Source organism: Streptomyces sp. AHU1, from assembly GCF_045343905.1.
GTDB lineage: Bacteria > Actinomycetota > Actinomycetes > Streptomycetales > Streptomycetaceae > Streptomyces > Streptomyces triticiradicis.
Map to the genome: position 1 here is coordinate 3,156,525 of NZ_CP174283.1, position 15,050 is coordinate 3,171,574.

At 72.7% G+C, this 15,050-nt stretch carries 11 protein-coding genes and 1 pseudogene; 7 read left to right on the forward strand and 5 right to left on the reverse strand.

Annotated features, from left to right (window positions below):
* Positions 1–68 precede the first annotated feature (68 nt).
* The 4 genes and pseudogenes from ACICHK_RS14295 to leuA form a co-directional block, all read right to left on the reverse strand.
* Positions 69–1,241: pseudogene (locus ACICHK_RS14295) on the reverse strand (sensor histidine kinase); the annotation flags it as partial.
* A gap of 90 nt (positions 1,242–1,331) precedes the next feature.
* A complete protein-coding gene (locus ACICHK_RS14300; RefSeq protein WP_406837203.1) occupies positions 1,332–3,413 on the reverse strand; it encodes an MMPL family transporter in 2,082 nt (693 codons plus the stop codon).
* Between the two features lie 166 nt (positions 3,414–3,579).
* On the reverse strand, positions 3,580–4,275 hold the full coding sequence (locus ACICHK_RS14305) for a TerB family tellurite resistance protein (RefSeq protein ID WP_406837204.1): 696 nt from the start codon (positions 4,273–4,275) through the stop codon (positions 3,580–3,582).
* A gap of 217 nt (positions 4,276–4,492) precedes the next feature.
* Positions 4,493–6,244 carry a 2-isopropylmalate synthase gene (gene leuA, locus ACICHK_RS14310; RefSeq protein WP_406837205.1) on the reverse strand — a complete coding sequence of 584 codons (1,752 nt, stop codon included), beginning with the start codon at positions 6,242–6,244 and terminating at the stop codon, positions 4,493–4,495.
* 319 nt (positions 6,245–6,563) lie between these two features.
* On the opposite strand from leuA, the gene ACICHK_RS14315 reads away from it, so the two are divergent.
* From ACICHK_RS14315 to ACICHK_RS14330, 4 genes are all read left to right on the forward strand, one after another.
* Entirely contained in the window at positions 6,564–7,631 is a 1,068-nt protein-coding gene (locus tag ACICHK_RS14315; RefSeq protein WP_406837206.1) for a M4 family metallopeptidase, read from the forward strand.
* 88 nt (positions 7,632–7,719) lie between these two features.
* Complete coding sequence (locus ACICHK_RS14320) at positions 7,720–7,986, forward strand: protealysin inhibitor emfourin (protein WP_406837207.1); 267 nt, start codon at positions 7,720–7,722, stop codon at positions 7,984–7,986.
* 112 nt (positions 7,987–8,098) lie between these two features.
* Positions 8,099–9,403 carry a GH1 family beta-glucosidase gene (locus ACICHK_RS14325; RefSeq protein WP_406837208.1) on the forward strand — a complete coding sequence of 435 codons (1,305 nt, stop codon included), beginning with the start codon at positions 8,099–8,101 and terminating at the stop codon, positions 9,401–9,403.
* Complete coding sequence (locus ACICHK_RS14330; protein ID WP_406837209.1) at positions 9,400–10,668, forward strand: MFS transporter; 1,269 nt, start codon at positions 9,400–9,402, stop codon at positions 10,666–10,668. Before ACICHK_RS14325 ends, ACICHK_RS14330 begins: the two co-directional genes overlap by 4 nt.
* Before the next feature lie 85 nt (positions 10,669–10,753).
* On the opposite strand, the gene ACICHK_RS14335 is transcribed toward ACICHK_RS14330, so the two are convergent.
* Positions 10,754–11,632 carry an NAD-dependent epimerase/dehydratase family protein gene (locus ACICHK_RS14335; protein ID WP_406837210.1) on the reverse strand — a complete coding sequence of 293 codons (879 nt, stop codon included), beginning with the start codon at positions 11,630–11,632 and terminating at the stop codon, positions 10,754–10,756.
* Positions 11,633–11,751: 119 nt separating this feature from the next.
* Here ACICHK_RS14335 and ACICHK_RS14340 point away from each other — a divergent pair, with 119 nt between their 5' ends.
* The 3 genes from ACICHK_RS14340 (at position 11,752) to ACICHK_RS14350 (ending at position 14,945) form a co-directional block, all read left to right on the forward strand.
* On the forward strand, positions 11,752–12,594 hold the full coding sequence (locus ACICHK_RS14340) for a helix-turn-helix transcriptional regulator (RefSeq protein ID WP_151467996.1): 843 nt from the start codon (positions 11,752–11,754) through the stop codon (positions 12,592–12,594).
* A 324-nt stretch (positions 12,595–12,918) separates the two neighbouring features.
* Positions 12,919–13,395, forward strand: a complete 477-nt coding sequence (locus ACICHK_RS14345) for a hypothetical protein (protein ID WP_406837211.1) — start codon at positions 12,919–12,921, stop codon at positions 13,393–13,395.
* A 224-nt stretch (positions 13,396–13,619) separates the two neighbouring features.
* The gene (locus tag ACICHK_RS14350) at positions 13,620–14,945 is read left to right on the forward strand and encodes a beta-xylosidase (RefSeq protein WP_406837212.1); all 1,326 of its coding nucleotides are present in this window, start codon (positions 13,620–13,622) and stop codon (positions 14,943–14,945) included.
* The last annotated feature ends 105 nt before the right edge of the window (positions 14,946–15,050 follow it).

A 15,050-nucleotide genomic window follows, 5' to 3' on the forward strand; every position in this document is an offset into this window, starting at 1 on the left:
CTTCCCAGCTCCGGCCGCCGATCGGACTCGAGCTCCGTCCACCGGCCAGGCTCCGGCACCGTCGTGCCCAGGGGCAGTACCGCCACCACCGCGAAACCGCCCTCCCGTCGTGTTCCGGTCTCCACCGTGCCGCCCACACTGCGGGCCCGCTCCCGCATCCCCACAAGACCGAAGCCGGGCGGGCCGCCCGCGTCCCCGATGCCGTCGTCCGTGACCTTCACCCGCAGGGCCCAGCCGTCCGTCTCCAGTTCCACGCGGACGCCCGCCCCGGGGCCCGCGTGCCGCACCGCGTTGGTCAGCGCCTCCTGGACGATGCGGTAGGCGGCGGCGCCCACGGCGGAGGGGACGCCGTCGGCCCCCGCCAGGGCCTGCGCCTCCACCTCCGTGCCCGCCGCGCGGGCCGCCGCCACCAGGTCGGGCACTCCGTCGAGGCCGGGCAGCGGGCCCCGGCCGTCGCCGCCGTACCCGGTGTCGCGCAGCACCTCCAGCGTGCTCCGCAGTTCGCCGCGCGCGGTCCGGCAGGTCTCGGAGATGTCGTCGAGCGCCTTGGCGACGGCCGCACGGTCCAGGCGGTCGGGGTCGGCGGCCAGGACGTGCGCGGCGACGGAGGTCTGCACCCCGATCAGGGTGATGCTGTGGGCGAGCAGGTCGTGCAGGTCCCGGGCGATGCGCAGCCGCTCCTCGGCGACCCTGCGACGGGCCTCCTCCTCGCGGGTGCGCTCGGCGCGCTCGGCTCGTTCGACGACCGAGGCGAGGTACTGCCCGTGCACCCGGACGTACACGCCGAGCACGATGAACGCGACGATCCAGCCGGTGATGCGCAGCGCCTCGGTGCCCTCGGCGGCGCCCTGCCCGAACTTGACCGTGAGCATGATGCCGATGACACCGCCGCCGACGATCAGGGAGCGCAGCGGGCTCCCGGTGGCGGCGACGGTGAACAGCGCGGTCATCGAGACGAGCAGCGGCGGATTGTGGTCGAAGTCGAGTGCGTGGTACGGGGCGACGCAGGCGACGAGCCCGAGGAACGCGGCGAGCGGGGCACGCCGCCGGAAGACCATCGGGAGGTGGGCGGCGACCAGCAGGGACCAGCCGAGCGCGTCCAGCCGCCGGCCGTCCATCGGCACGATGAGTGCCACGGCGGTGTCGAGGATCAGCAGCACGCCCGCGAGCAGCGCGTCCTGGCGCAGGACCCGCGCCGGGTCGGTGGTGCCCCAGTGTCCGAAGCCCATGAGGTGCAGCATGCGTTTGGCGTCCACCGCTTCATCTTCCGTGAGGGGGGCGCCCCCGCGGGAGGCGGGGGCGCCCGGTGTCCGTCGTCCGGTGGGTGCGGGTCAGCCCACGGGGACGGGGTCCTGCCGTCCGGCCGTCCCGTGGTCCGGTTCGCGGGAGAGGCCGCCCGGCCACCACACCTTCCGGCCCAGTGCCACGCTCGCGCTGGTCACCAGGTACGTACGGACGAGGAAGGTGTCGAGCAGCACTCCGACCGAGATGACGAAGCCGAGCTCGACGAGTTGGAGGAGCCCCATGTTCGTGAGGACCGCGAAGGTGGCCGCGAGGACGAGGCCGGCCGAGGCGATCACGCCCCCGGTGGTGCGCAGGGCGGTGAGCGCGGCGGCGGCCGGTTCGGCGCCGGAGAGGGACTCCTCGCGCATCCGGTGCATGAGGAAGATCCCGTAGTCGACGCCGAGGGCGACCAGGAAGACGAAGGACAGCAGGCCGAGGCCGGGGTCGGTCCCCTCGAACCCGAACAGCGGGCCGAAGACGAGGCCGCCGATGCCGAGGGCCGCGCCCCACACCGCGATGACGGCGGCGACGAGCAGCAGCGGTGCCACGAGCGAGCGCAGCAGCAGGATCAGGATCAGCAGCACCGAGACGAGCACGATCGGGACGACGACGAGCCGGTCGCGGGCGTTGGTGTCCTGGAGGTCGAGCTGCTGGGCGCTCGGGCCGCCGACGTACGATCCGTCGAGGTCGGCCCGCAGGGCCTTGATCGTGGCGGTCTCGGCGGCCGACTGCGGGGCGCCGCGCGCGATGACGGAGATCTCGGTCCAGCCTCCGCCACCGCGTCCGCGTTCGGCGCTCGCGACCCCGGTGTGCCCGCGCACGGCGGACAGGGTGGCGTCCGCGCGTCCGGTGGGGGTGATCACGGTGATCGGCTGGGTGCCCTGCCCGGGGTAGGCGCGGGCGAGCGTCTCCATGGCGGTGACCGAGTCGGGCCGGTGGACGAAGGAGTCCTCCTGCTTGAGCGCGCCCGGCAGGTTCAGGGTGCCGAGGGCGAGCGCCCCGAGCAGGGCGGCTCCGCTCGCCAGGACGACGAGCGGCCTGCGGCCGGCCGAGGACCCCATGGCGGCGAACAGGCTCCGCCGCTGCCGCGGCTCGCTGCCGTAGGCCGGGACGAGCGGCCAGAAGACCCGCCGCCCGAGCAGGACGAGCACGGCGGGCAGCAGGGTCAGCATGGCGAGGAGGGCGCAGAGCACGCCGACGGTGCCGGTCGGGCCCATGCCGCGGCTGCTGTTGAGGTCGGCGGCGAGCAGGCAGAGCAGTCCGGCCGCGACGGTCCCGGAGGAGGCGAGCACGGCGGGCCCGCAGCCGCGCAGGGCCTCCTTCATGGCGTCGTAGGGCCGCTCGACGCGCCGCAGTTCCTCGCGGTAGCGGGAGATGACCAGCAGGGCGTAGTCGGTTCCGGCGCCGAAGACGAGGATCGTCATCACGCCCGAGCTCTGGCCGGAGACGCTCGTGCCGAACGCCTGGTTCAGTCCGTAGGCGACGCCCATCGACAGGTAGTCGGCGACGCCCGCGACGGCGAGCGGTACGAGCCACAGCAGCGGGCTGCGGTAGATGAGGATCAGCAGGAGGGCGACGACGGCGACGGTGGTGTAGAGCAGCGGCCCGCCGAGCGAGTCGTAGACCTCGCCCGCGTCGGTGGCCAGGGCGCCGGGCCCGCCGACGACGACGCTCATCCCGTCGGTGTCCCGGGCCACGTCACGGACGTCGTTCACGAACGCGTCGCGCTTCTTCTCGTCGGTGCCGGGCGCGTTGCTGGCGACCGGGTACATGAGGGTGCTGCCGTCGGAGGACGGCACGGCCCTGGGGGTTTCGGTGAGCGGGTTCGCCCGGGTGATCGCGGCGATCTGGCGGGCCGCGGTGTCCCGGTCGGCCTTCCGGAGTCCCCCGTCGCGGTGGTAGACGAGCACCAGCTCGGTGGTCTCGCCGCCGGGCAGCTGGTCCTCGATCTTCGCGACCCGTGTGGAGTCGGCGCTCGACGGCAGATAGTCGACGGCACGGTCGTGCTGCACGTCGGACAGCTTCGCGGCGAACGGGCCGACGACGGCCAGCAGTCCGATCCACAGCGCGAGCACCGCCCACGGCACGGCCCGCCGGCGCGAGCGCGTCCTTGTCTCTCCGGCCCCCATAAACAGGGCCTCCCTTCGGTCCGGATGTCTGGTTTCCGGGTTCCAGACTTCCGGGCCCAAGGACCCCTTTCGTCGCCCGCGGGAGCGAGCCGCGCCCTACTGCGCCGGGTGTCCCGGGGAGGCCGTTACTCCCCGGGGAGTACTGCGGCGCCGACGCCGGGGTGCGCTACGACGGTGTGCGGGCCGTGGCCAGGAGGCGGGTCACGTCGTCCGAACAGATCGTCAGGGCCGCGCCCACGGTGGCGAGGGCGTCCCGTTCGGCGGGGGTGTACGGGCCGTCGGCGAGGGCGATGCGGGCACCCTGGAGGAGGATCGCCTCGCGGCCCGTCGGGGCGAGGTGCGGGGCCAGCGGGTCCAGGGCCTCGTGGAGCTCTATGGCCAGGCTCGCTCCGCAGGGCTCGCCGAAGAAGCGGCCGGTGTCGGCGGCGAGGGCCTCGACGAGGGCGCCCAGCTGGTCCTCCGTGCAGTCGTCGAAGCCCGCCGAGCGGACGGTGGCGGCGGCGGTCTGCAGGGACGCGCGGGCGCAGCAGCCGCCCGCCGCGAGGACCGCGAGGGCGACGGTGTGGACGGCGTCGCGGAGCATCGCGGAGAAGCGGGTGGTGGTGGGGTGGTCCAGGACGTCGGTGCCGTAGTGGGTGTGGCAGGCCGCGCATTCGACGACGGGCCCCGTCTCGCCGCGCGGGAGGACGGGAACACCCAGAAGGGTGAAGCGGCGCCGGCCGGTCAGCCGCTGGTAGTTGCGGTCGCCGCCGCAGCCGGGGCAGAAGAACTCCCCGTCGCCGACGGTGCTCCACGCCGTACGGGTGCCCAGGACACGGGGAACCTGAACTGCACGACCGTTTCGTCCCCATCCTGGCAGCACGTCGCACACCTCCGTAACTCCCCCACAGCCTTAAGGGCGCGGGCGGTGCCCCCGCGGCAACATCGCCGCGCTGGCGTGATGTTAGCCACATTGTCGAGGTGTCGTCAGTACCTGCGACGAGACCTGCTTGTGACCTGCACACGAATTGGCCGGGACACGACCCGGCCCCGCCCGCCTCGAAAGGCGGACGGGGCCGGGAAGAAGCAGGTGAACGAGGTCAGCGGGCCGCGCGGTTGACGGCGGAGACGACGGCCTTCAGCGAAGCACGTGTCGTGTTCGCGTCGATGCCGATTCCCCACAGGACCTTGTCGCCGATCGCGCACTCGATGTACGAAGCGGCCTGCGCGGAGGCGCCCTCGCTCATCGTGTGCTCCTGGTAGTCGAGCAGGCGTACGTCGATGCCGATGGACTCCAGGGCGTCGAAGAAGGCCGAGATCGGGCCGTTGCCGGAGCCGGACAGCACGGTGTCCGCGCCGTCGACCGTCGCCTCGACGGTGAGGGTGTCCACGCCGTCGGTGTCGGTGGTCGACTGGCCGGTGCGGACCTGGATGCGGCCCCAGGGGTTCTCCGGGTTCGGCAGGTACTCGTCCTGGAAGACGGCCCAGATGTCGCCCGGCGTGACCTCGCCGCCCTCGGCGTCGGTCTTGGCCTGGATGAGCTTCGAGAACTCGATCTGCATCCGGCGGGGCAGGTCCAGCTTGTGGTCGTTCTTCAGGACGTAGGCGATGCCGCCCTTGCCGGACTGCGAGTTGACGCGGATGACCGCCTCGTAGGAGCGGCCGACGTCCTTGGGGTCGATGGGCAGGTACGGCACCGCCCACTCGATGTCGTCGACGGTGACGCCCTTGGCCTTCGCCTCGGCCTCCATCGCGTCGAAGCCCTTCTTGATGGCGTCCTGGTGGGAGCCGGAGAAGGACGTGTAGACCAGGTCGCCCACGTACGGGTGGCGCGGGTGGACCTCCATCTGGTTGCAGTACTCCCACGTACGACGGATCTCGTCGATGTCGGAGAAGTCGATCTGCGGGTCGACGCCCTGGGAGAACAGGTTCATCCCCAGGGTGACCAGGTCGACGTTGCCGGTGCGCTCGCCCTGTCCGAACAGGCAGCCCTCGACGCGGTCGCCGCCGGCCATGACGGCCAGCTCGGCGGCGGCCACGGCGGTGCCGCGGTCGTTGTGCGGGTGGATCGACAGGCAGACGTACTCGCGGCGGGTCAGGTTGCGGTGCATCCACTCGAACCGGTCGGCGTGCGTGGACGGCGTCGAACGCTCCACCGTGGCGGGCAGGTTGAGGATGATCTCGCGGCCCGGACCGGGCTGCCAGACGTCCATGACCGCCTCGCAGACCTCCAGGGCGAAGTCCAGCTCGGTGTCGGTGAAGATCTCGGGGCTGTACTGGTAGCCGAACTCGGTCTCGGGGCCCAGCAGTTTCTCGGCGTACTCGACGACCAGACGGGTGCCGTCGACGGCGATCTGCTTGATGTCGTCCTTGGAGCCGCGGAAGACCACCCGGCGGAAGACCGGCGCGGTGGCGTTGTACAGGTGGACGGTGGCCCGCTTGGCGCCCTTCAGGGACTCCACGGTCCGCTCGATCAGGTCCTCGCGGGCCTGGGTCAGTACGGAGATCGTGACGTCGTCCGGGATCGCGCCCTCTTCCTCGATGATCGAGCGCACGAAGTCGAAGTCGGTCTGGCCGGAGGCGGGGAAGCCGACCTCGATCTCCTTGTAGCCCATCTTGACCAGCTGGTCGAACATCCGGCGCTTGCGCTCGGGCGACATCGGGTCGATCAGGGCCTGGTTGCCGTCGCGCAGGTCCGTGGAGAGCCAGCGGGGGGCGACGGTGATCCGGTTGTCGGGCCAGGTGCGGTCGGGGATGTCGACCTGGTCGTACTGGCCGTACTTGTGGACCGGCATCGACGTGGGGCGCTGGCGGTTGGCTCGGGTCTGCTCGCTGCTGTGGCTGTTCGCCATGTGCGTGGGCTCCTCAGGATGTCCGAAAGGACGGCCGACGGCGCAACGCCAGACTCCGCGGGGAGGGGGTCGGCCTCGACTACAGGCCCTCGCCGCGGCAGCTAAGGAGAAGCAGCCCGAAACGCATGATGCTCCGCAGCCTAGCGGAGCCGCGCTCCGTACGGAGGGCTGTATCAGTATGCGGGATCGCGCGCCCCGAAAGGGACAAAAAGTGCGCCATACCACTTCCGGGCGGAATCTCCGGCTCCTTATCACCCCATTTCATCAATCATGGTTGCACGTGGTGACAAGTGCATCACGCAGTGCAATGGTGCCGGGCATGACGACCAACGGGGGCTTCGAGCCCGTCCACTGCACCATCGTTCCGCCCCACGTCCTCGACAGGATCGCCCGGCACGAGGACCCCGCGCTCGCCGGTCCCGCACGCCGGACCCTGGAGCGCGACGCGTACGAGCGCACCCACCGGCGGCTGACGACCGTCGTCGGCGCGCCCGCCGCCGCGCCCGTGGAGGCCGACGGCCGCGCGCCGCACCGCACGATCTACGACGCCCGCCACCACCAGGACCTGCCGGGCAGGAAGGTCCGCGCGGAGGGCGACAAGCCGGGCAAGGACGCCACCGTCAACCGCGCGTACGCGGGCCTCGGCGCGACCTTCGACCTGTACCTGAGCGCCTTCGGGCGCACCTCGATCGACGGCGAGGGCCTGCGGCTCGACGCCACCGTGCACTACGACACGCACTACAACAACGCCTTCTGGAACGGCGAGCAGATGGTGTTCGGAGACGGCGACGGCGAGATCTTCCTCGACTTCACCCTCCCGGTCGACGTCATCGGCCACGAGCTGACCCACGGCGTCACCCAGTACACGGCGAACCTCACCTACTTCGGCCAGCCGGGCGCCCTGAACGAGTCCATGTCGGACGTCTTCGGCTCGCTGATCAAGCAGTACACGCTCGGCCAGACCGCCGCCGAGGCCGACTGGCTGATCGGCGCCGGCCTGCTCGCCCCGCGGGTCACCGGCACCGCCCTGCGCTCCATGAAGGCGCCGGGCACCGCGTACGACGACGACGTGCTCGGCAAGGACCCGCAGCCCGGGACGATGGACGGCTACGTCCGCACCGGCCGGGACAACGGCGGCGTCCACATCAACTCCGGCATCCCCAACCACGCCTTCTACCTCGTCGCCCAGGCCCTCGGCGGCCACGCGTGGGAGCGGGCCGGACAGATCTGGTACGACGTCCTGACCGGCGGGGAGCTGCCGCAGCAGGCCCTCTTCTCCGACTTCGCCCGGCTCACGCTCGCCGCCGCGCGGACCCGGTACAGCGAGGGCGAGGAACTGCAGGCCGTGTCGAAGGCCTGGGAAGAGGTCGGCGTCACGCCCGCGTAGCCCGGGATCCGGCGCCGGATCCCGGGTATCCGGTCCTTGGCCCCGGGGCGCCCGGCCCCGGCGCCCGACTCCTACGGGATGAGGACTCATGCGGATCGAAGTACGGCGCACGGGCGGGTTCGCGGGCATCGAGCGCCGTGCCGAGGTGGACACCTCGGCGCGGCCCGACGCCCCCGAGTGGCACGCCCTGGCCGAGCAGGCGCTCGCCGCGGGCTGTGCCACGCCTCCCGCGGGCGTCCCGGACGGCTTCAGTTACCAGATCACCGTGGACGGGAGGACGGTCTACGCCGCCGATCCCCGACTGACCGAGGAACAGCGCGAGTTGGTCTCCCTGGTGCTGAAGGAGGGTGCCTGACGAAGGCGCCCGGGGACGCGCCCCGGGAGGCGCGCGGGGCGGCGAGGGAGCGGGGTCCACGGGTTCACGCCGAACCGTTGACTTCCGTTACCGCGGGTACAGATGATCGCGCATGGCGACGAACCCCCTCCCCCAGTTCCCCTCCGGCTTCCTCTGGGGCGTGTCCACCTCGGCCCATCAGATCGAGGGGGCCGTGGACGAACGCGGCCCCTCGGTGTGGGACGCCTTCACCGCCGGGCCCGGGCACGTCAAGGACGGCTCCACGGCCGCGGTGGCCTGCGACCACGTCCACCGCTACCCCGAGGACGTGGCCCTCCTCGCCGGCCTCGGCGTGGACGCGTACCGCTTCTCCGTCTCCTGGCCCCGGGTGAACTCCCCCGGCGGCCTGGACTTCTACGACCGCCTCGTCGACGCGCTGTGCGCGGCGGGCGTACGGCCCGTGCCGACCCTCTTCCACTGGGACCTGCCGGCTGAACTGGACTGGCTGGAGCGGGACACCGCCGAGCGGTTCGCGGAGTACGCCTCGGTCGTCGCCGGACGCCTCGGCGACCGCGTCAAGAAGTGGATCACCCTCAACGAGCCCGCCGAGCACACCCTGCTCGGGCACGCGCTCGGCGCGCACGCCCCCGGCAAGCGGCTCATGTTCGACGCCCTGCCGGTGGCCCACCACCAGCTCCTCGCCCACGGCCTGGCCGTACGGGCGCTGCGCGCGGCCGGGGCGGGCGACGTCGGGATCGCCAACTCGCACGGCCCCACCTGGGCGGCCTCGGACCGTACCGAGGACGTGGAGGCGGCCGACTTCTACGACCTCCTGCTCAACCGGCTCTTCGCCGACCCCGTCCTGCTGGGCCGCTACCCCGACGGCATCGGCGAGCTGATGCCCGGTGACGTCGAGGCGGATCTGAAGATCATCGGCGAGCCGGTCGACTGGTACGGGATCAACTACTACCAGCCGACCAGGGTGGGCGCCCCCGAGGGCGCGGAGATCGAGTTCGGCGGACTGACCCTGCCCGCCGAACTGCCCTTCACCGTCAAGGAACTGGAGGGCTACCCGGTCACCGACTTCGGCTGGGCGGTGGTGCCCGAGGGGCTCACCGAGCTGCTCACCGGCTTCCGCGAGCGCTACGGCGACCGGCTCCCGCCCGTGGTGATCACCGAGAACGGCTGCAGTTACGAGGGCGTCGACGACCAGGAGCGGATCGCCTTCCTGGACGGCCATGTCCGGGCGCTGCACCAGGCGTTGGAGCAGGGCGTCGACGTGCGCGGCTACTTCGTCTGGTCGCTGATGGACAACTTCGAGTGGGCGGAGGGCTACCAGCGCCGCTTCGGTCTCGTGCACGTCGACTACGACACCCTGGAGCGGACCCCGAAGGCCTCGTACGCCTGGCTGCGGGACGCCCTGCGGGCGCAGAGATGACCGCGGCCGACCCGGCCGTACCGCTGCCCGTCTCCGCCCTCGCCGAACCGGTCGAGCGGGTCGGCCGGGGCTGGACCTCGGCCCTCTGTCTCGCCAACGGGGCGATCTGGGTGGGCTGGTACGGCCCCCTGCAGATCCTCCTCGCCTCCCAGGCCGAGAACTTCGCGCCCGGCTCCGGCATGTCCAAGGAGACGATGCTGGCCTGGGTGACGGGCGCGGGCGCGGTCGTCTCGCTGGTCGCCAACCCGCTCTTCGGCGCGCTGTCCGACCGGACGACCGCGCGGTGGGGCCGCCGTACGCCGTGGATCGTGGCCGGGGCGGCCGGGGGCGCGCTGTCCCTGCTGCTCCTCGCGGGCGCGGGCGGGGTGTGGACGATGGCGGCGGGCTGGTGCCTGGTCCAGCTGACCCTGAACGCCGCGTTCGCCGCGGTCACCGCGGCCGTGCCCGACCGGGTGCCGCGGCTCCAGCGCGGCAGCGTGGGCGGCTGGCTGGGGGCGGCGCAGATCCTCGGCGTGGTCGGCGGCACCGGGCTCGCGACGGTGGCCGGGGGCACCGGCGGCGGATACGCGGCCTGCGCGGTGTTCACCCTGGTGGGCGTCCTGCCGTACGTACTGCGCCACCAGGACCTGCGGCTGCCGGTGTCGGCCCGGCCGCCCTGGTCGGGGCGGGAGTTCCTCGCCTCGTTCCGGCTGAGTCCGCGCGAGCACCCCGACCTGGCGTGGGCCTGGCTGACCCGCTTCCTGATCAACCTCAGCAACGCCCTCGTGCTGCTGTACCTGCTCTACTACATGCGGGACCGGCTGCGCCTCGACGACCCCGAACAGGGCGTCCTGGTCCTCACGGCGGTGAACGGGGTCACCCTCCTCGCCACGGTCGTGGTGGGCGGGGTGTGGTCGGACCGGCTGGGGCGGCGCAAGCCGTTCGTGATCTGGTCCGGGGTGCTGATGGCGGTGGCCACGGCGGTGCTGGCCTGCCGGCAGACCTGGCCCGGCGCGATCGCCGCCGCGGCCGTCCTCGGCATCGGCTTCGGTGTCTTCACCTCCGTCGACTTCGCCCTGATGACCGACGTCCTGCCGAAGGCCCTGGACCGCGGCAAGGACCTGGGCGTCATCAACATCGCCAACGCCCTCCCCCAGGTCGCGGCCCCGGTCCTGGCGGCGCCGGTCGTGACGTACCTGGGCGGCTACCGGGTCCTGTACCTGCTCGCGGCGGTGATCGGCCTCGCGGGGGCGGTGCTGGTGGTGCGGATCAAGGGGGTGGACTGAGGGGGTGGACTGAGCGGGAGGACTGAGGGGAGGCGCTCCCGGGGCCGCCCCCTCGGGCGGCCCCGGGCCGGGTTCCCGGGCCCGGTCACAGGGCCCCGGCGTCGCGGGCCGTCCACAGGGACGGGTACACCGGGCGGAAGCCCAGGTCGTGGCGGATGCGGTCGGTGGACACGATGCCGTGCCAGGGGTCGGGGTCGACGCGCTCGTACAGGGCGGGCGGTACGTCGACGCCGTTGATCCGGTGGAGGTCGACGGCGGTGACGGGGGCGTCGTCGGCGATGTTGTAGACGCCGGTGCCGCCCACGCCCGGGGCGTACAGCAGGCGCAGCAGCCCCTGCGCCACGTCCGCGTGGTGGACCATCTGCAGCCGCTGGGTCGCGGCCCACTGCCCGGCCCACCTGAGCGAGGCGGCGAGATGCGGGTCGCCCTCCCCGTAGACGAAGGGCAGGCGGCCGATCCGTACGTCCATGTCCGTGTCCAGGGCGAGCAGACCGCGCTCCGCCTCCGCCTTGGAGGCCGGGTAGGCACCCCACATCTCCCCGCCGGGCACGCTCGGGTCGTCCTCGGTGAGCGGGCGCCCCCGGCCGGTCCCGTACACCAGGCTGGTGCTGACCTGCACGAACCTGCGCACCCCCGCGGAGACGGCGGCGCGGCCCAACTCCAGCGCGGCGTCGCGGTTGACCGACCGGGCCTCGTCGTCCGGCACCCCGCGGAAGGCGGCCGCGATGTTGACCACCGCGTCGACGCCCGCGAGCGCCTTGCCCAGCGCCTCGGCGTCGCGCAGGTCCCCCACCGCGATCTCCGGCCCGAGACCGGTCGGGCCGGTGACCGTGGCCAGGGCCGCCGCCCGGGACTCGTCGCGGACCAGGATCCTCACCCGGTCGCCGGGGGGCGCCTGCTGCAGCAGGCGGGGCACGAAGCGGCGTCCGACCTCGCCGGTGGTTCCGGTCACCAGTGTCAGCATGATCTGCTCCTCTCGTCGGCCTCCACCGTCCCCCCGTGCCGGGCGGGGCGGGAGAGACCTCCTGATCCGGGGACCGTCGGTCCCTGGATAAGACCGGCGGCCCGCGTCACGCTGGAGAGATGGACAGACCCGAGGTGGCCGACTTCCTGCGCCGCGGCCGTGCCCGGCTGGAGCCCTCCGACGTGGGCCTCCCGGCCGGCTCCCGGCGCCGCACCCCCGGACTGCGCCGCGAGGAGGTGGCGGCGCTCGCGGGCATGTCCGTGGACTACTACACCCGGCTCGAACAGTCCCGCGGGCCGCGCCCCTCGCGCCAGATGCTGGGCGCGCTGGCACGGGCGCTGCGGCTCACCGGTGACGAACGGGACCACCTGTTCCACCTGGCCGGCGAGGAACCGCCGCGGGCCACGAGCGCCTCGCCGCACGTGCGTCCCGGGCTGCTGCTGATCCTCGACCGGCTGTACGACGCGCCCGCCCAGGTCGTGACCGACTACGGCGAGCTGCTCGCGCAGAACGCGATGGCGGCGGCGCTGACGGGCGAGGCCGAACCGGGGCGCAACCTCGTACGCCGGTTCTTCACCGACCCGGCCTCCCGCGCCCTCTTCCCGCCCGAGGACCGCCCCGGGCACGCCCGCTCCCACGTCGCCAACCTGCGCGCGGTCACCGCGGCCCGCCCGAAGGATCCGGCCCCGGCCGCCCTGGTGGCCGAACTCCGTTCCACGAGCGAGGAGTTCGCGGAGCTCTGGGAGTCCCACGAGGTCGCGGTGCGGCGCTCCGCGACGAAGCGGTTCCTGAACCCCGCGGTCGGTCTGCTGGAACTCGACTGCGAGATCCTGACCGGCTCCGGCGACAGCCAGCTCCTCGTCGTCCACACGGCACGCCCCGGCACCGAGTCCCACGAACGCCTGCGGCTGCTGCGGGTGATCGGCCTGCAGGACATGGCACCGGCCGCCGGTCACGGGTGAACCCCCGGCCCCGGGAGCCGTGTCGCCGGTGGCCTTCCGCGCCCGGGAGCCAACTTCGGCCACTTTTCGCGGCGTCGGGGGAAAGGGCTCTCTGTCCCTTGCAATCATGAGGCGCCCGCGCCTCAATGGAGCCGCACATTCCGACGGGCCGTCAGAAACGCCTCCGCACGGCGTTCCGCACCCCACGAGCGGACGGTCCGCGTACACGTCTCCCCGCACCCTCACCGGGCACAGAGGTGAGGAGTCCGTGTGCCCGGACCCGGGCGGACGGCTCCGTCCCGACCATCCCCACATGGCAATTCCCCGACACGGGAAGGGATTTCGATGAGAGGCAAGCGACTCGCGACGCTCTCGGCGTTAGCCGCCGGGACGCTCGCGGCGACCGGTCTGGCCTTCGCGCCGGCCGCCGCGGCCGTCACTCCCCAGACGGCCACCGTCACCGCGACCTGCACCATCGGCGGCGGCGGCGCGGCCACCCTCACGGCCACGCAGAACGGCACGGCCGCGACCGTCACCCTCAGCTCCACCGCCATCACGGCCCCGATCCCGATCGCCGCGAACTCGGTCACCTCGACCCTGTCCCTGGTGAACGCGAGCGGCGGGACCACCGCGTTCAGCGGCAGGAAGAACCCCGCGATGGCCATCGGCAGCGGAGTCTCGGTGGGCCCCCTCGACGGCACCGTCGCCTCCGGCGACAGTCTGGAGTTCTACGGCGGCTCCCTGAAGATGACCGTCTTCGGCATCACCATCACCTGTACGGCGGACGCGCCGCAGTCCCCGGGCCCGTTCGTCTTCGACTGATCCGCCGTTCCACCTCGCCCTGACGTGAAGAGGGCCGGCGCCGCCCGCGCGCAGCGGCGCCGGCCCGGCTCCCGCGGCTCCCCGGTGACCATGACAGAAACTGATGGCCCATCAGTCGGTGTGCCGGGACTCCATTGACTTCTCGCACGGCCCGCCCATCAATGTCCCCCTGGCGGCGCAGAAGAGCCGCTGCGCCCGCATCCCTCAGGAGGGGGGCAACACCCATGTCAACCACGGGTCCGACAAACCGAAGACGCCGCATCGCGGCCCTGCTCGGGGCGACCGTACTCGCGCTCACCGTGGGAGGTGCGCTGGCCGCTCCGGCCGGAGCCGCACCCACGAACGTGGACTTCCCCACGCACTGCATCCCGCCGGCGATCGCGGGCCTCCCGCCGATCGACGGCACCACCACCGCGAAGATCACGGTGGACAACGCGAGTCCCAAGGTCGGCGACACGGTCACCGTGACCTACACGGTGGTCAAACCCGCCGCCAGCAACCCCGTGGACCTCGCACTGCCGGCCGACATCATGACCCCGACCGGCAAGGTCGCGCTGGGCGGGGCCCAGACCGGAAGCGTCACCGTCGCCGGCCCCAAGAAGAACGACCCGGTGCCCGCCAAGGGCGCCTTCCCGTCGTTCAGCATGACCGGCACGTTCACCGTGACCGCGCCCGGCGCGATCACCCTGGCGCCCGGCGACTACAACATCCACACCAGCTACATCATGGAGCTGGACACCCCGTGCACGGTCACCAACCCGCCCGCCCCGGTGTCGGAGACGGTCACCGCGACCGGCGGACAGACCAACACCCGGGCCATCCAGCTCGGTTCGGCCTCCGGGCACCCCGGTGACAGCGTGACCGTCACCGGCAGCGGCTTCACCCCGGGCGCGAGCGTCACCCTCGCCGGACGGTCCGGGGCCACCCAGACCGCCGACACGGCGACCGTGACCGCGAACTCCCAGGGCTCCGTCAGCGGCTCGCTCGTCGTCAACGACAGGACGACGACCGGCGTGGTCGCGTACGAGGGAGGAAGCTGGGACCCGGACACCGGCGCGGGACCCGCCGCGTACGTCGTCATCGACGACACGCCCGTCCCCGACGGCAGTCAGAAGCTCACCACCACGGTGAGGGCGGGCACCCTGTCGATGACCCAGGCCGGGGACGCCGTCGCGCTGTCGGCGGTCGACTACGGCAAGGGCGGGGCCTCCACGGGCGCCCTGAAGACGGTGACGGTCAAGGACTTCCGCGGCGGGCCCGCGGGCTGGTCCCTGACCGGCAAGGTCACCGACTTCACCGGCCCCGGCGCGAAGATCGGCGCCGGTGCCCTGAGCTGGACCCCGGCCTGCGCGACCAAGGCCGGCAGCCCGAGCACCTGCCAGGCCGGCTCGTCCGGAACGGTGGGCACCTCGGGAGCGACCCTGGCGTCCACCCCCAACGGGACCCTCACCGGTGGTGAGTTCACCGTCGACGCCGGACTGTCGCTGAACGTACCGGAGTTCACGCCTCCCGGCTCCTACTCCGGTGTGCTCACCCTGACGCTCAGCTGACCGGTCCGCCACTCGACCGGTCTTCCGCACCCCTGTGGCCGGGCGCGCACCCGCCCGTCCACGCAGGGGCTGTCACGACGACAGCCGCCCGTCAGCCGATGCCGT

Excerpts from the sequence above, each read along its gene's own strand:
- ACICHK_RS14315 (WP_406837206.1), top strand. The coding sequence starts at position 6,564 with ATGACGACCAACGGGGGCTTCGAGCCCGTCCACTGCACCATCGTTCCG.
- ACICHK_RS14320 (WP_406837207.1), top strand. The coding sequence starts at position 7,720 with ATGCGGATCGAAGTACGGCGCACGGGCGGGTTCGCGGGCATCGAGCGC.
- ACICHK_RS14350 (WP_406837212.1), top strand. The coding sequence starts at position 13,620 with ATGTCAACCACGGGTCCGACAAACCGAAGACGCCGCATCGCGGCCCTG.
- ACICHK_RS14335 (WP_406837210.1), bottom strand. The coding sequence starts at position 11,632 with ATGCTGACACTGGTGACCGGAACCACCGGCGAGGTCGGACGCCGCTTC.
- ACICHK_RS14300 (WP_406837203.1), bottom strand. The coding sequence starts at position 3,413 with ATGGGGGCCGGAGAGACAAGGACGCGCTCGCGCCGGCGGGCCGTGCCG.
- ACICHK_RS14340 (WP_151467996.1), top strand. The coding sequence starts at position 11,752 with ATGGACAGACCCGAGGTGGCCGACTTCCTGCGCCGCGGCCGTGCCCGG.
- ACICHK_RS14325 (WP_406837208.1), top strand. The coding sequence starts at position 8,099 with ATGGCGACGAACCCCCTCCCCCAGTTCCCCTCCGGCTTCCTCTGGGGC.
- ACICHK_RS14330 (WP_406837209.1), top strand. The coding sequence starts at position 9,400 with ATGACCGCGGCCGACCCGGCCGTACCGCTGCCCGTCTCCGCCCTCGCC.
- ACICHK_RS14345 (WP_406837211.1), top strand. The coding sequence starts at position 12,919 with ATGAGAGGCAAGCGACTCGCGACGCTCTCGGCGTTAGCCGCCGGGACG.
- leuA (WP_406837205.1), bottom strand. The coding sequence starts at position 6,244 with ATGGCGAACAGCCACAGCAGCGAGCAGACCCGAGCCAACCGCCAGCGC.